Genomic DNA, 22,070 nt, shown 5'->3' with positions numbered 1-22,070 from the left:
CTCACCCCTCCCCGTGACAATCTGCCATATCCGACAGATCAGCTCCGTCAATTGCTCCGCATCCAGGCCTGTAGTAGAGTCGTACCGCATCGGCTTCCCGTTCCGAAAATAGCGAGCTTTGGAACTTCTATTCTCCCGAATGGGAAGCCGATGCCTCGGAACGACACGCCCGAATCAGACCTTATGAATAACGCTCTCAAATCCGAGCATTTCCGCCTGCAAACTGAGTCGAATGAGGTCGCGGTAGTACTGCACCGGTGACCGTAGACCAGGATTGACATCCGGCAGGAAAGAGACCCCGAATTTCATCACCTTGTGCTGTACGTCCTTCACGAGCTGCGGATGGTTCACTGGGTGTTCCTACCTTCACGTAGTTCTTCGGGCACAGACTTTTTCAGATGGCCTATGTACAGGTACTGGCAGAGACCAGCTACGCCGACGATCAGAATAGCGACCACTGGCCGGATGGCCACCACTTCATCGACCGGCAGACTCACAGCCAAGACTATGCCTGCGACCGCCTCGGCGAGGACTAAAAATCCCCACAGCGCCGTGGACACGATCATGGCGCGCCGGTAAGTCGGTTCGTTGTTCCACATCCACGTGGCAGTGACTCGTTCATTCTTCGCAGCGGCATCCATAGCCGGAGCGATCAGGCTCTGGATCACGGGGCGTCCGACGAAGGCGGACACAATCATGAGCAGACCTATGCCAGCGGGAACGATGCCGGAGGCGACGAGGACCGACGAGGCCGCCCGCGTGACCAACGCGGTGATGACACTGAGCAGGAGGAGGAAACCGACGGCCCCGGAACTTGCACTGATCCGCCTGGTTATCGCGAATACGTACACCGTGGAGACGAGAGACCAGCCGACTCCCGTCATCAGCCCCACCACCTGACTCGCGCCGAGAGCGCGGGCCAAATAATAGAGCGCGACCGGGACCGCGACGTTTACAGCACCCATCACGATCTTCGACTTGGGAGTACTCAAGCGCGATCTGTCATGCATATACGGCTCCTGACTCGTACTTTTCATGTCCTTCTCCGCGGGATCGGGGCCGGATCACTTAACCTAATCTCGGCGCGAAGCTCGACGTTGTTCCTCCACGAGATCAAGAGCCGTCCAGCGCAATGACCTCTCCGCTTCTACGGCGAGCCCCAGCCTGTTGCATGTGGTGTGAATGATCGAGCCGAGGTACGCTCCGCGTATCGGCACGTTCTCGGTTGTCAGCACGTCCTTGACCGTTGGGCCTAGGAGACGCGGGTCCACGTGATCGAAAGTATCTGGACGAGGGTTCGCGATGATGCGATTCATCATCGTCACGACAGGCGCGGGAGCAAACGGGGCACTGCGCAGTGTAGAAATGGACAGCCGCTTTCCTTCGTAACCATCCGCGGTTCCACAGGGATTCGCTAGCTCCGCAACGCGCCCATAAAAGTTGGCTATTGCCGACGCGCCGAGGAGATATCTCGTGCGCGCGTCCATGTCCCGATGGGAGTCCAGCGTGAGGCCCACGCTGACGGAAGAGGCGCTGAAGGCCCTAATGGCTGCGCGATAACGTTGCACTCCCCCATATCGGGACTCTTCGCTCTTGAACGGACGCGCATGCACTCCTAGAGGCGCCAGTGGCAGACACTCCATTTCACCATCCCCTTCGCCCTGTCGTGCAACGCCCGACGTGGCGTCCCGGTATTCCCGATCTGTCAGTACTGCGATGTCTTTCCAGGAAGATGTCGCACACTTCGTGAAGCTGGTCGTCACCGAGCGCTCGATGATCTCCGCGTCTTCGCGACGCAACGCCCTGAAGCGGATGTGTGGCCCCGATTGCCAGTATCGGAGGAACCACCACGGTCGATCGCCGACATCATGAGCAACACGGGTGAGGACCTCATCACCAATGCGTGGATCGAAGTTCGGAATCCGTAGCTCAAGATTCAGGGCCACGTACGATTTGTCGGTTTTACTTATGATCGTGATCCTCGTCTCGAGCCTGACGGGTTCCTGTTGTCACCCTTACTTCGACCTCATGCATGGGTAGCCACTCCGCGGCCCCGCCGCTGGCCGGCAGTCGCAGACCCCTCGTTATCCGGGCGGCCAGAGCGGGAGGGGCCTGCGACTACTGCTTCGATCGCAGGCCGCGAATGAGTCAGTCGAGGCGTTCTCTAGCAGGTGGAGCTGCACGTGGAGGAGGACGAGGACGTGCAAAGCCACGTGTCGGAGGCAGAAATCCCGAGTGCACGGTCATCCAAGCCCTTGGCCACATCGATCACCTCGATGTTGTCGAGGTCGAGCTCGATTGCAAGAATGCCCGCGTCGTTCATTTTATCTTCTTTCGCGATGGTGAGTGTGGGGGTGTTTCGGCGTGAGTGTACTCCGGCCCAAATCGACGCAACTGCGCTTCGGCTGGGAGTTCTCATGCCATCAACTCAAGAAATCCCGGTTCCTCAATAGATTGATAGGTCAGCACGGCGAACGCTCTCGGACACTTGCGGACACGGCAGAACTGGCTGTGCGCTTTGACATGTTCTCTGCGCTGATCTGCGGCACTTGAGGCGTCGCGAGCGCGGACTACAGTCACGCTGGTGGGAGCTGCCGAGATGACTCTCTGCACGGCCACAACTGCTCTGCCGCTCGGATCCGGAGAGCCATCGACGCCCCGGGGGTTCTCCATGCCCACCACCACGACGTGAGTGCACAGAGAAAACGGCCGCGCATCAAAAATGCACGAGGAAGGATCCGCGAGAGGTACAAGAATCTTACAGAGATGATTCTTCGGTACTTCTCGATGTCTAGGCCGGTGCCTGATCGTCTGCCGATCCTCATACTCTTCGGTTCTCTCGTCGATACCGTCATATCCTTAGGACGGACGTCCATTCAGGGCGACCGTGCCGAAGGAAAATTCCGGTCGCAGCCGAGATCCTCTCTCGAGCTGCTCCGTCGCTCACCATCTGGAGCGCCGCGACCTCGTTCACTGACGTGCTCATCTCGGATGCTTTCGTTTTCCGCGTCGAACCGATGCGCGCCGCACCCCTGTGAAGCCCGGCTCGGTGATCGTCCGCGCAGCCCCGGTGCGCCGCGTGCTCGAGATCAAAGACCCAGCCGATTTCGAACTGCGGCGCTCCGACCCGGCAGGGGGAAGACGACGTGCCCAATTATTCGGCGCTCCCCGTGCACCCGGAGTGCAAGCACCAGCGTGTCGTTGTCGGCGTCGAGCGCCTTCATCGCGACAGCTCGTTCGGTGCTGCCGCGTAGGCCTCTCGGCTCAGCGGCTCGCGGTGCGGGGGCCAACGCCCTCGTACCGCGAGCAGAATGCGAGTCGATCGTCTGGAGCGCCGCCGTGGAAGGGCGTGATGTCGAGACGGCGAGCGGCGGCACCGTGAGGGCGCTGCCACCGGCCTCCCATCCGCCCGGTCAACCTCCCGAAGACACAGCGGTCCCCTCCTGCTGGAGCATGCGTCGGTGCCGGATGGTTCGGCCTTTGGCTCCGGCTCGCGGGATCAGCCGATCCCGCGAGCCGACCGCGTTCCAACGAGTCGGAGCCGTCTACACGTTGAACCGGAACTCCACCGCATCCCCGTCCTGCATCACGTAGTCCTTGCCCTCAATCCGCGCCTTGATGATCCCAGCCGCGGACGACGCCGAGCACGAGCGTCATACGGTAAAGCGGGACGTTGCGGCGTCGCCGTCCTGCCGCCGCACCCTGGCAGTCGGGACCTCAGCAGACCTGGACGACTGAAGTTGAGGGCCGGATGGACGGGCGTCGCTGCTGAGCGCCATGCTTGTGATTGGCTGCCCCGTGCGCCAGCAAGTGATCACCGAGGGACCACTTCAACGCACGGCAGGACGTAGGACGATGTCGGAGGCTACCCCGAGACTGAGGAACGCAGGACGCCGCAAGGCCTCCCGCACCTGGCCAACACCCCGCCTCGGCGGGGTGTTGTGTTTTCAGGGGTACCAGACGTAGAAAGACGTCGTCGCCGCCTGAATCCTGCTCGAGATCCGATGGACGGCGGCCCTGGCACGCGAATCCTTCTCCACGATCGTCAGCTTACGATTCGAGAAGTATGTCGCCACATCGGTCGCCTGGAGTAATCGACTCGCGTGGGACGGCCCGAAGTACATAGTGTCGATCAGACTTGACAGCTGACGATCGGTATAACCGGGAACCCGACGGATCTTAAAATCGACCGGAACTCGGTCCCACCCCTTTTCGCCGTGGAACATCTCGTTGCCGTGGAACTCAGTGTCCCTGCTGAAGCCAGGGACATTTTCGGCAAGAAGCTCGCCTATACCGTTCAGACCAACTTCGATCGCACTTGCCGCCTGCTCGTGCACCACCAGGGCACCGAAGAAGTAAAGCCGATCGTTGCGGGCTGACTCGTCTACGAAGACAGCACGCACGCGTTTAACCTTTTGACGTCGATGTCGACCCGAACCGGAACTCCACCACATCCCCGTCCTGCATCACATAATCCTTGCCCTCAATCCGCGCCTTGCCCTTCGCGCGCGCCTCAGCGATCGACCCCGTCTCGACGAGGTCGTCGAACGAGATCACCTCGGCCTTGATGAAGCCCTTCTGGAAGTCGGTGTGAATGACGCCCGCGGCCTGAGGCGCGGTCCAGCCCTTCCCGATGGTCCAGGCGCGCGTCTCCTTCGGGCCGGCCGTGAGGTAGGTCTGCAGGCCGAGGGTGTCGAAGCCGATGCGGGCGAGCTGGTTCAGACCCGACTCCGTCTGGCCGGTCGATTCGAGCATCTCGGCGGCGTCGGCCTCGTCGAGGTCGATCAGCTCGGACTCGATTTTGGCGTCGAGGAAGATCGCCTGCGCGGGCGCGACGAGGGCCGCCAGCTCGGCCTTTCGGGCGTCGTCCGTCAGCACCGCCTCATCGACGTTGAAGACATAGATGAAGGGCTTGGCCGTCAGCAGGCCCAACTCGCGAATCGGCTCGATGTCGAGCGAGGACGCCGAGAGCGGCTTGCCGGAGTCGAGGAACTCGCGCGCCTTTTTCGCAGTCTCGACCACGATCGGCTCGATCTTCTTGCCCTTGAGCTCCTTCTCGTAGCGGGCCTCGGCCTTCTCGAGGGTCTGGAGGTCGGCGAGGACGAGCTCGGTGTTGATCGTCTCCATGTCGCTCGCGGCGTCGACCTTGCCGTCGACGTGCACGACGTCGGAGTCCTCGAAGCCGCGGATGACCTGTGCGATGGCGTCGGCCTCGCGGATGTTCGCGAGGAACTTGTTTCCCAGGCCCTCGCCCTCGGACGCGCCCCGCACGATGCCGGCGATGTCGACGAAGGAGACGGGAGCGGGGAGGATGCGCTCGGAACCGAAGATCCCGGCCAGCACCTCGAGGCGCGAGTCGGGCAGGTTGACAACGCCGACGTTCGGCTCGATCGTCGCAAACGGGTAGTTCGCGGCGAGCACCGTATTCTTCGTCAGCGCGTTGAAGAGCGTCGACTTGCCGACGTTGGGGAGACCGACGATTGCGATAGTGAGAGCCACGGGCATTCATCCTACGGCGTGGCGGCGGCCAAGCCGGGCGGAGCGGCGGTGGGCTCCGAGCGCCGGGACGGGCGCGCCCGGCGCCCGGGCCGCGCGCCCCTCCCGCCGGCGTCGGAGGTGCGTGAGAGGCTGGAGCGTGCCCATCGACTTCACCGCCATCGACTTCGAAACCGCCAACTCGCACGGAGCCTCGGCCTGCTCCGTCGGGCTCGTGAAGGTTCGCGACGGCCGCGTCGTCGATCGGGCCGGCTGGCTGATCCGCCCGCCGCTGGGCTTCGACGACTTCCTCGAGTGGAACACGCGGATCCACGGCATCCGCAAGCACGACGTGCACGCGGCCGCGACCTGGGTCGAGCAGTTCGCCGACCTGACGGCCTTCGCGGGCGAGGACGTGTTCGTTGCGCACAACGCCGGCTTCGACATGAGCGTCATCCGTGCGGCCTGCGCGGCCACCGCCCTCGAGCACCCCGAATACGACTACCTCTGCTCGCTCCAGCTCGCCCGCAAGACCTACGAGCTCGACTCCTACCGCCTCCCCGTCGTCGCGATGGCCGCGGGTTTCGAGGACTTCCGACACCACGACGCGTCGGCAGACGCGGAAGCGTGCGCCGCGATCGTCGTGCACGCGGCACGACGGCACGGCGCCGCGAGCATGGCCGAGCTGGGCGAGCTGGCGGGCATCTCGGTGAAGCGTCTGCGCCCGAAGGCTCCCGTCGCCGCCTGAGTCGTCGCCGCCTGATCCGGTGCCGCCCGAGCCGTCGCCGCGCGAGCCGTGTCAGCCGCGCGGATCCCCGAACCACGTGCTGAAAATGCGCCAGAAGTTGCGGTTCCCGTAGGCCGAGCAGTCGTCGCCCTCGCCGTACAGGTTTTCGAGCGCCGCTGCGTTCGGCTGATACGGCGTGTAGGAGTAGAGCCCCGCCGTGGCCGCGTTCACGACCGTCACCGCAGCCGCACCGCAGGCCTCATCCGGGGAGTAGCGGATGTCGCTGGTCGCGCCGACCGGGTACCGATCGAAGCTGCTGTCCGGGTTCCGATACCGCTGGAACTGCCACGCCGCTCCGTACACTTGAGCCGCGAAGCCGTAGGAGTCCGTGTCGCAGTCGGCGGTGTCGGGGCAGCCGTAGCCTGTGGCGCTGCGGAACTGGCGCTCGCTCGGCTCCGGATCGGTGACGAGCGACTGCTCCTTTTGCAGCAGCACCAGGAGCACGGCCGGATTCACGGTGCATGCGCCCGCGACCGCGCTGATGATCTCGGCCGCGGGGCGGTCGCGTCCGGCGGGGACAGCTGCGCACTGCTCGTCGCCCTCGATCGCCGCGGTGTCCTCCGCGTAGTCGCGCAGGCACGGGATCTCAGAGCCCTCGCACTCCGGGACTCGGGCGTTGAGGAACGCCTGCACCGTGAGCGGGCCGAGGGCGTCGCCGTCGAAGAAAACCTCGTCCGAGACGAGGTCGCCCGGATCGAAGTCGGCCGCCACCGGCCCGGGCTGGAGGAGCGTCCACAACCGCACGGTCTGCGGCCCCCGCGAATCGGCCGTCAGGATGTCATCGACCGAGCCCCCGAGCACGAGCGCGGCCAGCACCGGAACGACGACGACCGCACCGCCCCGCCGGCGTCGGGCGCCGGTCGGAGGCGGTGCGGTCGAGAGCATTGCTCCACGCTAGTGGCGGGGCGAGCGCGATCAGCCGCAGGGCGTAAGCCGCGCGACCTCCTCCGAGAGAGTGGTCGGACCGCCCAGGAGGACGACCCGCTTCGCTCCGGACTTCGCGATGTCCGCAAGGACCGCGCGGGGCACGCAGGTCGGCGGCACGGCGAACAAGGGGCTATTCGAGTAGCCCGCCGCCGTGGCTCCGGCGAGCGCATCGGGGAAGTTCTCGCCCGTCGCCAGGAACACCGTCTTCGCGCTGGAGAAGGCGGCGCGGTTCAACTGCTCCGAGGTGTCGTAGCGGTCGACGCCGCCGATCCGCGTAATCGTCGGCCCCGACAGGGAGTTCTTGATCCCGTCGCTCACCGAGAGCGCGCTGCCCGCGATGGTCAGATTCTGGACCTTGAGGCCCGACACGATGGCCCGCGTGGTCGAGTCGGCGCTACCGAGACCGCCGTTCACCAGGATCACGGGCGCGTCGACGGCACCGGCCGCTGCGCTCGCACCGAGCGCGTCGGGGAACTTCTCACCGGTGGCGAGCCACGCCCGCGCCGAACCTCCCGAGAACGCGTACTGGATGATCTGCTTCGACGTGTCGTAGCGGTCCTTGCCGCCGATGCGCTGAACCTGGGGGGAGAAGGACCGCAGCTGGTTCAGCAGGCCGTCGCCGACGCTCAGGGAAGAGCCGACGACCACGATCTTCGCGGGCTTGAGCCGCGCGAGCTCGTCGCGGACGGGCTGCGACATCGAGTCGCGGTCGACCAGGAGGAGCGGTCCGCCCTGCTTGGCGGCGGCGGGGGCGGCGCTCAGCGCGTCGGGGAAGTTCGCGCCGGTCGCGACGTAGACGACGGGAACGTTCGCGCCGTAGACCGCCTTCGAGATCTCGACGGCGGTGCCCTGACGGTCGGTGCCGGCGAGGCGCGTGACGTCAATCCCCGCGGACGTGCTCACGCTCGAGCAGCCGAGGTCCTTGGCGCCCGGGCTACGGGAGTCTCCCGAGCCGACCCACCGGTTCCAGTCGACGGAGTCGGCCGCGACGCACACCTGGTAGGTACCCGGCGTCGAGGCCGGCGTCGTCGCTCCGAAGCCGTGGGCGCGGCCGGCGGCCGGGTAGTCGCCCGGGATGTCGCCGCGGTCGCCGTTCGCAGTCTGCGTGCGAATCGTGCGGCTGCCATCCGGGGCGATGACGGTGACCGTGGTCCTCAGTGCGGCCTGCTGCGTGGTCGGGTCGACCACCCAGCCGGACACGCTGAGGGTGCTGCCGGAGATGCGTGGCGCATCGACGCGGCCGGCGGGCGCGATTCCGGCGTTCGCCAGAGTCCCGTTCGGGTTCCAGTCGCTGAACAGGTACCAGAAGTTGATGTTGCCGTAGGTCGCACAGTTCGCATCGCCGGAGTTGGTGAGCGCGTACGTGTTCGGCTGGTACGGCGTGTAGTAGTAGAGGTCGGCCGTGGCCTGGTTGCGGATGGTGACCGGCGAGGAGCCGCACGCGGTGCTCGGGTTGTACTGGATGTTCGGCGTCGTACCCGGAGCGAAGGCGGTGAAGTTCGAGCCCGAGCCGGGCGGGTTCGCGTAGCGCTTGAACTGGCGGGCCGCGCTGTAGACCTGCGTGAAGAAGCCGGCGGAGCCGGGGTCGCAGGCCGCGGTGTCCGGGCAGTTGTACCCGGTCGCCTTGGCGTAGTCGGCGGGGCCGGGCCTCGTCGTAGTGACGAGGCTCCGCTCCTTCTGCACAAGGACGACGAGCGCCAGCGGGTTGATCCCGCAGGCCGCTCCGACGCGCGTGAAGATCGCAGCCGACGACTCGCTGCCCGAGCCCTGGTAGGCGCTGCACATGGCGTCCGGCGCCTTCGACGGGGTCGCCTGCGAGAAGTTCTTGAGGCAGGGCGTGCCTGCGCCGGTCGTGCACCGGCTGCCCTTCTCGTTCAAGAGCGACTGCACCTGGCCGGCGCTCAGTGCGTCGCCATCGAAGAACTGTGCGTCGCTGATGATGAAGCCGGCGCGGAAGCTCTTCGTCTGCGCGGCGTCGTACTGCGTCGACTGGTCCGGGACGCCGTGGTCGGCTCGGTCGAGCGCCGGGTCGAGGGAGCCAGTCTCGACTGAGACGCTCGACGGCGCGTCCTCGGCGGCGGAAGCGGCGGTGAGCGGGACGACGGCGGTGCCGAGCCCGACTGCGAGGGCGAGCGCGGCGGTGAGCAGGCGCGGTGATCGACGATGATTCCCCATGATCGCGAAGTCTACGAGGCGGTGGAGCGACCCCGTGTCCCTCATTTGGCGGGCATAGCACGGCGATCCGAGGATGTCGGAGGTCCATGATGTCATCGGCGGCATGGATGTCTCCTTCGCCCTCGGTCTGGTGGTCGGCGCGCTCCTCGCGGGAGTCGTCGCCGCCCTTCTCGCCCGCTCCCGCACACCCGACGCCGCTCTCGCCCTCGACCTCGCGACCGCTCGCGCCCGCGCCGAGGGGCTGGAGGAGCGCCACGAGGCCGTCGTCGAGCAGCACCGTGAGCATCTCGGATCCGCGCGCGATCAGATCCGTGAGCTCCACGAGCAGCTGCGCGTCGTCGCCGAGCGCGAGCGGCACGACGCGCGTATCCTGCAGACCCTCTCCCCCGTCGCCGAAAGCCTGCGCGGCATGCAGGAGGCGGTGAGCCGGCTCGAGCGCGAGCGCGCCGCCCAGTTCGGCGCGATCACCGAGCAGCTGGAGGGCCAGCGGGCGGCGGGCGAGCAGCTTCGCTCGACGACCGAGACCCTCGCCACCGCGTTGCGCTCCACCACCAGCCGCGGCGCGTGGGGTGAGACTCAACTCCGCAACGTCGTCGAGGCCGCGGGGCTCACACAGCGGGTCGACTTCGACGTGCAGTTCGGGCTCGAAGGAGAAGCGGGTCGCGGCCGGGCCGACATGGTGGTGCGCCTCCCCGGTGGCAAGGCGATCGCGGTCGACGCCAAGGTCCCGTTCGACGCATACCTCGAGGCCAGCGCGATCCCGGCCGGGGCCGTCGGTGAGGAGGAGGCGCGGCGGGCGGCACTCCTGCGCGCCCACGTCCGCGCGCTTCGCGGCCACGTGGACGCGCTTGCCGCCCGCTCCTACTGGACGGGGCTCCCGGCGAGTCCCGAGTTCGTCATCGCATTCGTACCCAGCGAGCCACTGCTCGCCAGCGCGCTCGATGCCGACCCGAGCCTGCTCGAGTACGCGTTCCGCAAGCGCGTCGCGCTCGCCTCGCCGGTCACCCTCTGGTCCGTGCTCAAGACCGTCGCCTACACCTGGCAGCAGGATGTGCTCACCGACGACGCACAACGCCTGCTCGACCTCGGCAAGACCCTCTATGCGCGCCTCGGCACACTCGCCGACCACGCCGAGGGCCTGCGCCGCTCCCTCGAGAAGACGGTCGACTCCTATAACGCCTTCGCCGGCTCGCTGGAGAGTCGCGTGCTCGTCACCGCGCGCCAGTTCGACTCCCTCGACGAGTCCAGGGTCATCGCCCCGGTCGCGGGAGTCACCTCCTCCCCGCGCCGCCTGACCGCGGTCGAGCTGCTCGCGGACAAGACGGACGGGGAACGGAGTGCAGAGGGAGGCCGGGCCGCCCGAGCGGCGGGGCTCAGACCCACTTCTCCGCGAGGTGCTGAGCAGTGACGCGGCGGATGGTGCCCGAACGCGAACGCAGGACGATCGACTCCGTCGTGATGACGTGACCCTCCTTGCGCACGCCCTTCACGAGCCCGCCGTTCGTCACACCGGTTGCGACGAAGTAGGTGTTGTCGCTGCGGACCAGGTCGTTCGCGTGCAGCACGCGGTCGAGGTCGTGGCCGGCGTCGAGAGCGCGCTGGCGCTCGTCGTCGTCCTTCGGGCGCAGGATCCCCTGAATGACCCCGCCCAGGGCGCGGATGGCGCACGCCGTGATGATGCCCTCTGGGGTGCCTCCGGTACCGACGCACATGTCCAGACGCGAGTCGTGGCGCGCCGCATTGATGCCGCCCGCGACGTCGCCGTCGAGCAGCAGCCGGGTTCCGGCTCCGGCAGCGCGGATGTCCTCGATGAGCTGAGCGTGCCGGGGACGGTCCAGCACCGCGATCCGCATCTCCTCCACAGGTTTGCGCTTGGCGCGGGCGAGCGCACGGATGTTCTCGCCGATCGGTCGCTGGATGTCGATGATCCCGACGCCCTCGGGACCGGTGACGATCTTCTCCATGTAGAACACGGCGGAGGGGTCGAACATCGCGCCTCGGTCGGCCACCGCGATCATCGACAGCGCATTCTGCCGCCCGGCGGCGGTCAGCGAGGTGCCGTCGATCGGGTCGACCGCAATATCGGCGGCGGGCCCCGAGCCGTTGCCGACATGCTCGCCGTTGAAGAGCATGGGCGCGTTGTCCTTCTCGCCCTCGCCGATCACGACGACGCCGTCGAAGTTCACTGTCCCGAGGAAGGTGCGCATCGCATCGACGGCAGCACCGTCGGCGGCATTCTTATCACCCTTGCCGATGAACGGTACGGCGCGGATCGCGGCGGCCTCCGTAGCACGGACGAGCTCCATGCCGAGGTTGCGGTCGGGGTGGAGGTAGAGCGAGTCGTTGTCAGTCAGGTCGTGATCAGTCACTGAGCGGAGTCCTTCGTCGTCGAGTTCGTGCACGTCGTCGCAGGACCCGCGGAGCGGATCCCCATCCCACGGGAAGCCTAGTCCAGGGCCTTCCCGCCGCAGGAGGGAGTGCGCAGGGGCGCCTCGGTAGACTCGTCCGCGACGCGGGCCTCGCCCGACCCCCTTCGTTCATCCGTCAAAGGAGATGCCATGCCCGTCGCTACCCCGGACCAGTACGCAGAGATGCTCGACAAGGCGAAGTCGGGCGGCTTCGCCTACCCGGCGTTCAACGTCTCGTCGTCGCAGACCATCAACGCGGTCCTCCAGGGCCTGACGGAGTCGGGCTCGGACGGCATCATCCAGGTCACCACCGGAGGCGCGGACTACTTCGCCGGTCACACCGTCAAAAACCGTGCGGCCGGCGCAATCGCCTTCGCGAAGTTCGCAACCGAGGTCGCCAAGAATTACCCGGTCACCGTCGCGTTGCATACCGACCACTGCCCGCAGAACGCGCTCGAGGGCTTCGTCTACCCGCTGATCGCCGCCTCGGAGGAGGAGGTCAAGGCCGGTCGCGAGCCGCTGTTCCAGTCGCACATGTGGGACGGCTCCGCGGTCCCGCTCGACGAGAACCTCGCGATCGCGAAGGAGATCCTCCCCCGCGTCAAGAACATCAACGCGATCCTCGAGGTCGAGATCGGCGTCGTCGGCGGCGAGGAGGACGGCGTCTCGCACGACGTCAACGAGCACCTCTACACCACCCTCGACGACGCGATCGCAACCGTCGAGGCGCTCGGCTTCGGCGAGCAGGGCCGTTACATGGCCGCCCTCACCTTCGGAAACGTCCACGGCGTCTACAAGCCCGGCAACGTGCGCCTGCGCCCGGAGCTGCTCCGCGAGATCCAGGACGGCCTGCAGCAGAAATACGGCACCGACGCGCTCCCGCTCGACCTCGTCTTCCACGGCGGATCGGGCTCGACCGACGAGGAGATCGCCGAGGCGGTCCGCAACGGCGTCGTGAAGATGAACATCGACACCGACACCCAGTACGCGTTCAGCCGCTCGATCGCGGACACCGTACTGAAGAACTACGACGGGTTCCTCAAGGTGGACGGAGAGGTCGGCAACAAGAAGGTCTACGACCCGCGTTCCTGGGGCAAGATCGCCGAGACCGCGATGGCCGCACGCGTCGCCGAGGCCACCCGCCAGCTCGGTTCGGCCGGGAACTCCGGGAAGTAGGGCACCGCTCCGTGACGAATGCACACGATCAGCCGGGCGCCGGACGTCCGGAGCCGCAGTACGGCGAGTACGCGCCGCCCGGCTGGTCGTGGCAGCCGCCCGAGGACGCAGTTCTCGTCCCCGATCCGCGCGGCTCCGAGACCGATCCGCGCCCCGCTACCTCTCCGTCCGCGAAGGCCGTCGCGCACCCCGTCGACCGCCTGCTCACCGTCGTGCTGCTCGCACTCGGCGTGTTCTTCGCCGTACCGACGCTGCTCGACCCGTCCAGCTTCGCCACGACGCTGCAGGAGCTCTATCGCACCCAGGGCATCGGCACGTACGCGTCGCCCGAGCTCGCGCGCATCCTCGGCGTCGTCGTGGCGCTCGCCCAGTCGCTGATCGTCGCCTTCGCGGTGTGGATCTCGATCCGTCGCCTGCGGGCGGGCAAGCAGGCAGTGCTCGTGCCGATCCTCGGGATCGCAGCGACCGTGCTGCTCTCGCTGATCATCGCCGCGATCGCCATCCTGGGCGATCCGACGTTCGCCGACTACGTCACCCGCATGTCCTCCGGGCAAAGCGGCGCCACGACTGGCGCCTGAACCCCCGAGGCGACCGCTCGCGGACTCCGGCGCCGATCATCGTCGCGTCCTTGTGACGAGGTCCCGCTGCACAGTCTGAAGGGCAGGTCATCACTGTCGTGGTGGCCGTCGACGCCACTCAGGTGGAGGGCCTCCCCAGTGAGCGGCGACCACTTAAAGGAAAGCAAACAGACCCTCTAGAGGTTTAGCGGACACTGTACTGACCTGGACAGGAGCGCAACCATGACCGCAGACCTTCCCGCCGCAGTACGCGCCTCAGCGGTCGAGATCGGCGCCAACCTCGCCGGATGGCGGAAGATCCTCGGGCTGACCGCGGAACAGGTCGCGGACCGCGCGGGTGTGACCCGAGTGACTCTCCGGAAGGTGGAACACGGCGACCCGACCGTCGCCTTCCATGTCCTCCTCCGCGTCGCCCGTGCTCTCGGTGTTCGTGACACCCTCACCACTGCACTCGATCCCCTGAAGACCGATCTGGGACGCGCGCGCGCTGACCTCCTCCTGCGAAAGCGCGTCCGATGACCGCACACGACTCCCTCGACGTCCATGTCGAGATCGACGGCGCCACTGTGCTCGCAGGCCGAGCGCAGTTCCATCGCGGACGTACCGCGCTCTCGACGACGTCGACTTCCTGACGGGAGTCGCCGACACGACGAGGCAGGGCGCCCTCCGATTCCGTGGTTCTCACCCGGCCGCTTTCCTGAACCCGGACGACGGCGTACCGCGACTCCTCCAACTGCCCGCGCTGCTGTGCGCCGCCGAAGCCGTCACCGGCGACGAAGACGGATTCGAGTCGGTGAAGCTGCTCCTTGACGCGGGCGAGGCAGACGTCGATTGCAGGAGCGGACAACGGAGCGGATCAGGCGGAGGGTCTGGTCGTCCTCGCGGAACAGTGCCGACTCGCTCCCGATGAAGTGCGGGCAGAACTGCTCGCAGTGGTGGGAGCTCTCTCCGGCTGGCAGGACGCTGCTCGGTCGAACGGCGCACGCCCGGGCGACCTCGCACGCTTCGAGGAGGCGTTCGAGACGGGTCTTGGGACGCTGCGGGATGCGGCGCGTTAGGCGCCGGCTCCCGCGCTGATCCGGCCGCCGACTCCACGGGCATCGCGCTTGCCGGCGACGTCCTTGCGCAGCTCCTTGGGGAGCGAGAACATCAGGTCCTCTTCAGCGGTCTTGACCTCTTCGACCTCGCCGTAGCCGGCGGCGGCCAGGTCGTCGAGGACCTCCTGGACCAGCAACTCGGGCACTGAGGCGCCGCTGGTGACGCCGACGGTGCGGATGCCCTCGAGCCACTCCTGCTTGATCTCGCTCGCGTAGTCGACCCGGTAGGCCGCCTTCGCGCCGTACTCGAGGGCGACCTCGACCAGACGCACCGAGTTGGAGGAGTTGGCGGAGCCGACGACGATGACCAGCTCGGCGCCCGCGGCGACCTTCTTGATCGCGACCTGGCGGTTCTGGGTGGCGTAGCAGATGTCGTCGCTCGGCGGATCCTGGAGGTTGGGGAAGCGCTCGCGGAGGCGACGCACCGTCTCCATCGTCTCGTCGACCGACAGCGTGGTCTGCGAGAGCCAGACGACCTTATTCGGATCCTTCACCACAATGTTGGGCACGTCGTCGGGGCTGCCCACGAGGGTGACGTGATCGGGAGCCTCACCTGCGGTGCCCTCGACCTCCTCATGGCCTTCGTGACCGATCAGGAGGATCTCGACATCGTCGCGCGCGAACCGGACGGCCTCGCGGTGCACCTTGGTCACGAGCGGGCAGGTCGCGTCGATGGCCTGGAGGTTGCGATCGGCCGCGCCCTGCACGACCGCCGGCGAGACTCCGTGCGCACTGAAGACGATGTGCGAGCCCTCCGGCACTTCGTCGACCTCGTCCACGAAGATCGCGCCCTGGCTCTCGAGCGTCGAGACGACGTGCAGGTTGTGCACGATCTGCTTGCGGACGTACACGGGGGCACCGTAGTGCTCGATCGCCTTCTCGACGGCGACGACTGCGCGGTCGACGCCGGCGCAGTATCCGCGGGGGGCGGCGAGGAGAACGCGCTTTGCCCCGTCGACGGGGACGTCGCGCAGACGCCCGGTGGCGCGGGGCATGCGCGGCATGGGCAGGCTGATCGGGACGTGACTCACCCCCTGATCCTACGTGCTGTATCCCGTGCCCGGGGGGTCGCCGTGTCGGAGGCATCCCGTACCGTGGTCGGCGCGGGAGGGCACTTCCGCTCCCCCGTCCCTCCGAGCAGAGGCAGCGATGACCGACGCCCCACCCACCGCCGACGCCCCCTGGCAGATCGGCCTGCTCGCCAGCAAGATCAAGGGCTGGATCGAGCGGCTCGGCACCGCCTGGGTCGAGGGCGAGATCACCCAGTGGGGAGTCTCGGGCGGCAACGTCTACGGCAAGCTGAAGGATCTCTCCGGTGACGCGACGATCGGCTTCACGGTCTGGTCGTCGGTGCGGAGCCGACTCCCGTCCGACCTCAAGCAGGGCGACCGCGTCGTCGCACTCGTGAAGCCCAACTACTGGGTCAAGGGCGGCACGCTCTCGATGCAGGTGTTCGAGATGCGCCACGTCGGCCTCGGCGATCTGCTCGAGACGCTCGAGCGGTTGCGTCGGCAGCTCGCGTCGGAGGGGCTCTTCGATGCGACGCGGAAGAAGCCCCTGCCGTTCCTCCCGCACGGAATCGGCCTGATCACCGGGAAGGACTCGGACGCCGAGAAGGACGTGCTGCGGAACGCGCAGCTGCGCTGGCCCGCCGTGCGCTTCCGGGTCGTCCACTCCGCCGTGCAGGGCGATCGGACGGTGCCCGAGGTGCTCGCGGCGCTGAGAACCCTCGACGCCGACGAGAGCATCGACGTGATCGTGATCGCGCGCGGCGGCGGTGACTTCCAGAACCTCCTCGGCTTCAGCGACGAGGCCCTCGTGCGCGCGGTCGCCGCCTGCTCCACTGCGGTCGTCAGCGCCATCGGCCACGAGGCCGACCGCCCACTCCTCGACGACGTCGCCGATCTGCGCGCCTCCACGCCCACCGACGCGGCCAAGCGGGTCGTGCCGGACGTCTCCGACGAGCTGCTGCGGGTGCAGCAGGCCCGACTACGGATGACCGGGCGCGTGAGCGGACTGGTCTCGCACGAGATCGACCGGCTGTCGCAGCTGCGCTCGCGCCCTGTCCTCGCGCAGCCACGGGTCCTGGTGGATCGCCACTCCGAGGAGCTGACCCGATGGGTTGCGCGCGGCGCCGAGCTGGTTGAGCGCCGCCTCGAACGTGCGCACCTCGAGGTCGAGCGCCTCCACGGTCACCTGCGTGCCCTCTCCCCCCAGCACACCCTCGACCGCGGCTACGCGATCGTCCAGAACGCGACCGGTCACGTCGTCCGCGCTCCCGAGGACGCGCCCCCCGGCGGCGCGCTCGTGCTCACGCTCGCGGAGGGAGCCATCGGCGCCCGCTCCGAGGGCCCGGCCGGCGATCCAGCAGGCCGCTCCTGAGCACGCCGCACCCCACCTCCCCCCTCAGCCCCGATCGATAGGATCACCCCCATGTCCGACTCCCCCGACGCCCTGGCGACCGACTCCGACGTCTCGGGATTCTCGTACGAGCAAGCGCGCGACGAACTCGTTCGCGTCGTCTCCGAACTCGAGCAGGGCAGCTCGACGCTCGAGCGCTCGCTCGCCCTGTGGGAGCGCGGCGAGTCGCTCGCCGCCCGCTGCGAGGAGTGGCTGGTGGGAGCACGCGCCCGGTTGGACGCGGCCCGCTCGGGAGGGGCGAGCGCCGGATGAGCCGCAGCAAACCCGCACGGGTCGTCGCCGAGCTCGGACGTCCGGAGACCCCCGCAGAGACAGCCGCTCGCAGAGCAGAGAACTCCCGCCTCTACCGCCAGCGCAAGACGGTGAACAATCTGGTCTTCTCGCTGCTCGCCACCGTCGGCGCCGTGGCACTGATCGTGTTGCTCGTCCCCCGGGGCGACACCGTGGAGTTCTCCTCGGTCGATGTGTCACGCGTCGCCGCGCAGGTCCAGCTCGGCGAGCAGCAGACGCTCGCCGTGCCCGCCCTGCCCGAGGGCTGGAAGGCCAACGCGGCCGAGCTGCGCCGCGAGAACGGCACCGACTACTGGTACATCGGCCTGATCACCCCGAAGGCCGGCTACATCGGCCTGAGTCAGGGGCTCGACGCGGACGCGGCCTGGGTCGCGACGCAGCTGGACCGCCGCGCGGCGACGGGGGTTGAGACGATCGACGGCCGCGAGTGGACGGTCTACGACCATCGCGAGTCCGGTGGTGACACCGGCAACACGCCGTACGCACTCGAGACGACGGAGGGCTCCAGCACCTACCTCGTCTACGGCACGGCCCCGACGGACGAGGTCCGCCGGGTCGTCGACGCCATCAGCCCGCAGATCGGCCAGGAGGAGTCCCGATGAGCCTCGGCACCAGCAGCACCGTCCCCCGCGAGTCGCGACCGCCGGCGTGGGTCTGGAAGGAGATGCTCCGCGGCAACCAGCGCTTCGTCGCGGGCGAACCACGTCACCCCCGCCAAGACGTCGAGCGCCGCGCCGAGCTCGCCGCCGCTCAGGCCCCGCTCGCCGCGCTCTTCGGCTGCAGCGACTCCCGCCTCGCGGCCGAGATTATCTTCGACCTAGGGCTCGGCGACCTCTTCGTCGTCCGCAACGCCGGCCAGGTGATCGCCGACTCCATCATCGGCTCGCTCGAGTACGGGGTAGCCGTCCTCGGCGTGAAGGTGCTGCTCGTGCTCGGGCACGACGAGTGCGGAGCGGTCCGCGCGGCGATCCAGTCGCAGGCGCCCGGAGCCGAGCGGCTTCCTCCGCACATCGAGCACTTGATCGAGCCGATCATCCCCGCCGTGCGCCGCCACGTGGGCGCGCAGCCGGACGGCCGCGTGCTCGTCGACCCGTCGGCGACCGACGCGCTGGCCGTCGGCCGCGAGCACCTGCGCGACACCGTCGCCGAGCTGCTCCAACGCTCCCCGCTGATTGCGGACGCGGTCGCTACCGGGCAGCTCGCCCTGGTCGGCGCCAACTACCGACTCTCGGACGGCACCGTCATGTCCGACGTCGTGCTCGGGATCGAGCCGCCCGAGCTCAGCCCCTACGTCTCTGAGCTGGAGCGCGACTCCGGCTCGACCCCCTCCGCCGCTCCGAGCGCGGTGGGATCGGATCCCGCGTGAGCGGCTCCGGACAGCACAGCAGCAACCGATCAGATAAGGACGAACACAGCGTGGTGGATCACTCCCCGACCGACGACTCCGGCGACTTCCGGATCGAGCACGACACGATGGGCGAGGTGCGGGTCCCGCGCGACGCCCTCTACGCCGCGCAGACCCAGCGGGCGGTCGAGAACTTCCCGATCTCGGGTGCGGGACTCGAGCCGGCGCAGATCGCGGCCCTCGCCCGCATCAAGAAGGCCGCGGCGCTCGCGAACGCGGAGCTGGGCGTCCTCGACTCCGACGTCGCAACCGCCATCGCGGACGCGGCCGACCTGGTCGTCGGGGGCGGCTACGAGGCGCACTTCCCGATCGACGTCTACCAGACCGGCTCGGGCACCTCCTCGAACATGAACATGAACGAGGTGCTCGGCTCGCTCGCGACCACGGCTCTTGGCCGCACCGTGCATCCCAACGACCACGTCAACGCGTCGCAATCCTCCAACGACGTCTTTCCCACCTCCGTGCACGTCGCCGTCACCGGCGCGCTGATCGAGTCGCTGATTCCCTCGCTCGAGCAGCTCGCCGAGTCGCTCGAGGTCAAAGCGGAGCAGTGGGCCGAGGTCGTCAAGGCCGGTCGCACACACCTGATGGACGCCACTCCGGTGACGCTCGGCCAGGAGTTCGGCGGCTATGCCGCGCAGATCTGCCTCGGCATCGAGCGTGTGCAGTCCGCTCTCCCCCGCGTCGCCGAGGTTCCGCTCGGCGGCACCGCGGTCGGCACCGGCATCAACACCCCTGCCGGATTCCCGCAGAAGGTCATCGCGCGCCTCGCGGAGGAGACGGGCCTGCCCGTCACCGAGGCCCGCAACCACTTCGAGGCCCAGGGCGCGCGCGACTCGCTGGTCGAGGCCTCCGGCGCACTGCGCGTGCTCGCGGTGAGCCTGACGAAGATCAACAACGATCTGCGCTGGATGGGCTCAGGGCCGAACACCGGGCTCGGCGAGCTGCGGATCCCCGATCTGCAGCCCGGCTCCTCGATCATGCCCGGCAAAGTGAATCCGGTGATCCCGGAGGCGGTCCTCATGGTCTGCGCTCGCGTGATCGGCAACGACGCCACCATCGCGTGGGCCGGCGCCTCGGGTGCCTTCGAACTCAACGTCGCGATCCCGGTGATGGGCACGGCGCTGCTGGAGTCGATCCGACTGCTCTCGAACTCGGCCGTCCTGCTCGCCGACAAGACCGTCGATGGCCTCGAGGCCGACGTCGAGCACGCGCGGGCCCTCGCCGAGTCCTCGCCCTCGATCGTCACTCCGCTGAACAAGGTGATCGGCTACGAGGCCGCCGCCAAGGTCGCGAAGAACTCGGTCGCCAAGGGCATCACGGTCCGCGAGTCGGTCGTCGACCTCGGCTTCGTCGAGCGCGGCGAGGTGACACAGGAGCAGCTCGACAGCGCCCTCGACGTCATGTCGATGACGCACCCCGGCTGAGCCCGGCCCCCTGACGGCCCGTCCCTGCGCGTGCAGCGGGGCGGGCCGTCACAGCATCAACCAGAACGCCGCGAGCTGGAACGGGCCGAACGCGATCCGTCCCCGGCCGCGCAGCGCGAGCACCCACAGTCCGGCCAGCACGAAGGCGAGGGCCGGTGCTGTGGCGACCCGGTCGGGTCCGAGGGCGGCGAGCGGAGGCGCGAGCGCCGCTCCGAGCTTCACGTCGCCGAGACCCAACCCTCCCGCCGCGTGCAGCGTCCCGAGGCCCAGCGCTGTTGCGAGAACGGCGAGCAGTGTCCCCGGCGTCGGCGCCGACGCGACTCCCGCAGCCAGCAACGGCAGCGTGATCGCGTTCGGGAGGCGCCTCCCGCGCACATCCGCCAGCACCAGCGGCACACTGACGAGCGCCACTGGGACGAGGCCGGGCGCGTCTCCGAGGCGCGGTGCCGCGATGACGAGCAGCAGGGCGGCGCCGAGCAGGACGGCGGCGCGGTCGAGCAGGAGTCCGCGGATCATCCGCCGAGAGTAGAGCGCATCGCCCTCCGTCCGTCACCGTTCTCCACAGGCCGGGGGCAGCCCCGGGGACGGCGTCGACCGGGACGTTGGCGATCGCGCCCGCCGCCGGGCAGTCAGCCTCTCGGCGGCAGCGGTCCGAGCAGCAGCGCCGCCCAGGCACCGTGCGCCGAGGAGTCGTCGGAGGGGTGGAACTGCCCCGCCAGCACGTCGCGGTAGAGGCGGCCGAGCTCCGACCCGCGCGTGTAGGCCGAGCCGCCCGCGATCTGCACGGCGCTCTCGACCACGCGCAGCGCCGCCTCCGTGGTGCGGATCTTCACGCCCACGAGCGAGGGGAACCAGCGCGCACCCCGGTCGACAAGCGCGTCCACGTCGGCCGCCGCCGAGCGCAGTGGGGCTTCCACTCCGTCGAGCAGCATCCCGACCACGGCGACCCGGCGGCGCACGTCGGGGTCCTCGGCGAGCGGCCGCCCGCCCGAGCGGAGGGAGGTCCGGCGGTGCACCGAGGCGACGGCCACGTCCAGCGCCCGCTGCGCGACGCCGAGGTAGACCGAGGAGATCAGCAGCTCGAAGGCCGCGAAGACGGCGAAGACGAAGGGGTCGGCGCTCGGTCCGACGGGGAGCGAGCGGATCATCCGCTCGGCCGGGACGACCACTCCGTCGAGCACTGTCGTGCGACTCTGTGTCGCGCGCATGCCCAGTGTGTCCCAGTCGTCGCGGACCTCGAGTCCGGCGACGGGCGTCTCCGGGGTCTCCCGGTCGACGAAGCCGTGCACGAGGCGCGGCTGGGGGCCGCTGTCGTCGCGCCCGAAGACGCCGAGCCGCGTCCACGCGGGCGCGAGGGACGTGAAGACCTTCGTGCCGGTGAAGCGGTAGCCGCCGTCGCCGACCGGCTCCGCACGGGTCAGCGAGTCCGAGAGCACCAGATCGTTCCCCGCCTCACTGTTGCCGAAGGCGAAGACGTGACCCGCCGCAGCCTCGATGAGCACCGAGCGGAGGGAGTCGTCGCCACGGTCGAGCAGGAGGCGTGCGATCCCGGTCCAGACCAAATGCATGTTCACGGCGAGCGCCGTCGCCGGGGCCGCGGTCGCGAGGCGGGTCTGCTCATCGGCCGCCTGCTCGAGGCCCAGACCCGCGCCGCCGAGGTCCTCGGGAACGAGCAGCGCGAGGTAGCCGATCGTGCGCAATTCCTCCAGATCCTCGGAGCAGAACGCGTTGCGCTCGTCGTAGTCGGCCGCACGGACGCGGAAGCGCTCCAGGAGCGCGTCGTCGAGGATGCTCACCCGCCCCACGCTACGCCCCCGCGCCTCCGGCTCGCGGAACCGCATCCGGCTCGCAGAAACCAGCGGATTCAGCGAGCCGGACGCTCCCCGACGAGCCGGACGTCCGC

General features: G+C 68.4%; 23 protein-coding genes and 1 pseudogene. 11 read left to right on the top strand and 13 right to left on the bottom strand.

The features are described from left to right. Nucleotides 1-174 precede the first annotated feature (174 nt). The 7 genes and pseudogenes from C5D07_RS15340 to ychF all read right to left on the bottom strand — a co-directional run bounded on the left by C5D07_RS15340 (nt 175) and on the right by ychF (nt 5,499). Nucleotides 175-351: an LLM class flavin-dependent oxidoreductase gene (locus C5D07_RS15340; RefSeq protein ID WP_146076695.1), complete on the bottom strand. Its 177-nt coding sequence runs from the start codon at nt 349-351 to the stop codon at nt 175-177. Then, nucleotides 348-1,010, bottom strand: a complete 663-nt coding sequence (locus C5D07_RS08530; RefSeq protein ID WP_104259131.1) for a VC0807 family protein — start codon at nt 1,008-1,010, stop codon at nt 348-350. The genes C5D07_RS15340 and C5D07_RS08530 overlap by 4 nt, the downstream gene beginning before the upstream one ends. Nucleotides 1,011-1,073: 63 nt before the next feature. Further along, a complete protein-coding gene (locus C5D07_RS08525) occupies nt 1,074-1,946 on the bottom strand; it encodes a lantibiotic dehydratase C-terminal domain-containing protein (protein ID WP_170063531.1) in 873 nt (290 codons plus the stop codon). Nucleotides 1,947-2,164: 218 nt separating this feature from the next. Continuing rightward, nucleotides 2,165-2,323: a thiazolylpeptide-type bacteriocin gene (locus C5D07_RS15760; protein WP_167542364.1), complete on the bottom strand. Its 159-nt coding sequence runs from the start codon at nt 2,321-2,323 to the stop codon at nt 2,165-2,167. A 1,222-nt stretch (nt 2,324-3,545) separates the two neighbouring features. After that, nucleotides 3,546-3,617, bottom strand: a pseudogene (locus C5D07_RS08520) (DUF933 domain-containing protein); the annotation flags it as partial. 330 nt (nt 3,618-3,947) lie between these two features. After that, nucleotides 3,948-4,403, bottom strand: coding sequence for a hypothetical protein (locus C5D07_RS08515; RefSeq protein ID WP_104259129.1), 456 nt, complete (start codon nt 4,401-4,403; stop codon nt 3,948-3,950). 4 nt (nt 4,404-4,407) lie between these two features. Beyond that, nucleotides 4,408-5,499 carry a redox-regulated ATPase YchF gene (gene ychF, locus C5D07_RS08510; RefSeq protein ID WP_104259128.1) on the bottom strand — a complete coding sequence of 364 codons (1,092 nt, stop codon included), beginning with the start codon at nt 5,497-5,499 and terminating at the stop codon, nt 4,408-4,410. 136 nt (nt 5,500-5,635) lie between these two features. On the opposite strand from ychF, the gene C5D07_RS08505 reads away from it, so the two are divergent. Then, complete coding sequence (locus tag C5D07_RS08505) at nt 5,636-6,223, top strand: exonuclease domain-containing protein (RefSeq protein ID WP_068254217.1); 588 nt, start codon at nt 5,636-5,638, stop codon at nt 6,221-6,223. Nucleotides 6,224-6,274: 51 nt separating this feature from the next. On the opposite strand, the gene C5D07_RS15755 is transcribed toward C5D07_RS08505, so the two are convergent. Continuing rightward, the gene (locus C5D07_RS15755) at nt 6,275-7,147 is read right to left on the bottom strand and encodes a hemagglutinin (RefSeq protein ID WP_170063529.1); all 873 of its coding nucleotides are present in this window, start codon (nt 7,145-7,147) and stop codon (nt 6,275-6,277) included. Nucleotides 7,148-7,177: 30 nt separating this feature from the next. Then, the gene (locus C5D07_RS08495; protein WP_170063528.1) at nt 7,178-9,364 is read right to left on the bottom strand and encodes a cell wall-binding repeat-containing protein; all 2,187 of its coding nucleotides are present in this window, start codon (nt 9,362-9,364) and stop codon (nt 7,178-7,180) included. A 73-nt stretch (nt 9,365-9,437) separates the two neighbouring features. Here C5D07_RS08495 and C5D07_RS08490 point away from each other — a divergent pair, with 73 nt between their 5' ends. Then, nucleotides 9,438-10,772 (top strand): DNA recombination protein RmuC, encoded by a 1,335-nt coding sequence (locus C5D07_RS08490; RefSeq protein ID WP_104259138.1) that lies wholly within the window; start codon nt 9,438-9,440, stop codon nt 10,770-10,772. On the opposite strand, the gene glpX is transcribed toward C5D07_RS08490, so the two are convergent. Beyond that, nucleotides 10,738-11,670, bottom strand: a complete 933-nt coding sequence (gene glpX / locus C5D07_RS08485; protein ID WP_068257409.1) for a class II fructose-bisphosphatase — start codon at nt 11,668-11,670, stop codon at nt 10,738-10,740. The two genes, C5D07_RS08490 and glpX, sit on opposite strands and share 35 nt — an antisense overlap. Before the next feature lie 252 nt (nt 11,671-11,922). On the opposite strand from glpX, the gene fbaA reads away from it, so the two are divergent. The 4 genes from fbaA (at nt 11,923) to C5D07_RS08465 (ending at nt 14,584) form a co-directional block, all read left to right on the top strand. Continuing rightward, on the top strand, nt 11,923-12,948 hold the full coding sequence (gene fbaA / locus C5D07_RS08480; protein ID WP_104259126.1) for a class II fructose-bisphosphate aldolase: 1,026 nt from the start codon (nt 11,923-11,925) through the stop codon (nt 12,946-12,948). Nucleotides 12,949-12,959: 11 nt separating this feature from the next. Beyond that, the gene (locus C5D07_RS08475; RefSeq protein WP_104259125.1) at nt 12,960-13,526 is read left to right on the top strand and encodes a DUF6264 family protein; all 567 of its coding nucleotides are present in this window, start codon (nt 12,960-12,962) and stop codon (nt 13,524-13,526) included. Between the two features lie 222 nt (nt 13,527-13,748). Further along, a complete protein-coding gene (locus C5D07_RS08470) occupies nt 13,749-14,045 on the top strand; it encodes a helix-turn-helix domain-containing protein (protein ID WP_068254235.1) in 297 nt (98 codons plus the stop codon). Between the two features lie 287 nt (nt 14,046-14,332). Further along, complete coding sequence (locus C5D07_RS08465) at nt 14,333-14,584, top strand: hypothetical protein (RefSeq protein ID WP_068254236.1); 252 nt, start codon at nt 14,333-14,335, stop codon at nt 14,582-14,584. Here C5D07_RS08465 and C5D07_RS08460 read toward each other — a convergent pair. Beyond that, nucleotides 14,581-15,627 (bottom strand): 4-hydroxy-3-methylbut-2-enyl diphosphate reductase, encoded by a 1,047-nt coding sequence (locus C5D07_RS08460; protein WP_068257411.1) that lies wholly within the window; start codon nt 15,625-15,627, stop codon nt 14,581-14,583. The genes C5D07_RS08465 and C5D07_RS08460 overlap by 4 nt on opposite strands. A gap of 145 nt (nt 15,628-15,772) precedes the next feature. Here C5D07_RS08460 and xseA point away from each other — a divergent pair, with 145 nt between their 5' ends. From xseA to C5D07_RS08435, 5 genes are read left to right on the top strand one after another with little or no spacing between them, the layout of a single operon-like run. Further along, nucleotides 15,773-17,005 carry an exodeoxyribonuclease VII large subunit gene (gene xseA / locus C5D07_RS08455; protein WP_104259124.1) on the top strand — a complete coding sequence of 411 codons (1,233 nt, stop codon included), beginning with the start codon at nt 15,773-15,775 and terminating at the stop codon, nt 17,003-17,005. A gap of 51 nt (nt 17,006-17,056) precedes the next feature. Then, nucleotides 17,057-17,296, top strand: coding sequence for an exodeoxyribonuclease VII small subunit (locus tag C5D07_RS08450; protein ID WP_068254239.1), 240 nt, complete (start codon nt 17,057-17,059; stop codon nt 17,294-17,296). After that, a complete protein-coding gene (locus tag C5D07_RS08445; protein WP_068254242.1) occupies nt 17,293-17,937 on the top strand; it encodes a DUF4245 domain-containing protein in 645 nt (214 codons plus the stop codon). Before C5D07_RS08450 ends, C5D07_RS08445 begins: the two co-directional genes overlap by 4 nt. Then, a complete protein-coding gene (locus C5D07_RS08440) occupies nt 17,934-18,701 on the top strand; it encodes a carbonic anhydrase (protein ID WP_211286366.1) in 768 nt (255 codons plus the stop codon). The genes C5D07_RS08445 and C5D07_RS08440 overlap by 4 nt, the downstream gene beginning before the upstream one ends. 50 nt (nt 18,702-18,751) lie before the next feature. Then, nucleotides 18,752-20,167: a class II fumarate hydratase gene (locus C5D07_RS08435; protein WP_104259123.1), complete on the top strand. Its 1,416-nt coding sequence runs from the start codon at nt 18,752-18,754 to the stop codon at nt 20,165-20,167. Nucleotides 20,168-20,215: 48 nt separating this feature from the next. Here the strand turns inward: C5D07_RS08435 and C5D07_RS08430 are convergent, their stop codons facing one another. Both C5D07_RS08430 and C5D07_RS08425 read right to left on the bottom strand, forming a co-directional pair. Continuing rightward, nucleotides 20,216-20,683, bottom strand: coding sequence for a prepilin peptidase (locus tag C5D07_RS08430; RefSeq protein ID WP_104259122.1), 468 nt, complete (start codon nt 20,681-20,683; stop codon nt 20,216-20,218). Nucleotides 20,684-20,796: 113 nt separating this feature from the next. Next, a complete protein-coding gene (locus C5D07_RS08425; protein ID WP_104259121.1) occupies nt 20,797-22,008 on the bottom strand; it encodes an acyl-CoA dehydrogenase family protein in 1,212 nt (403 codons plus the stop codon). Nucleotides 22,009-22,070: the final 62 nt, after the last annotated feature.

The organism is Rathayibacter tritici (assembly GCF_002932875.1).
Classification (GTDB): domain Bacteria; phylum Actinomycetota; class Actinomycetes; order Actinomycetales; family Microbacteriaceae; genus Rathayibacter; species Rathayibacter tritici.
The sequence above is the reverse complement of the archived record's forward strand: the minus strand, read 5'-3'. Positions and strand labels throughout refer to the sequence as shown.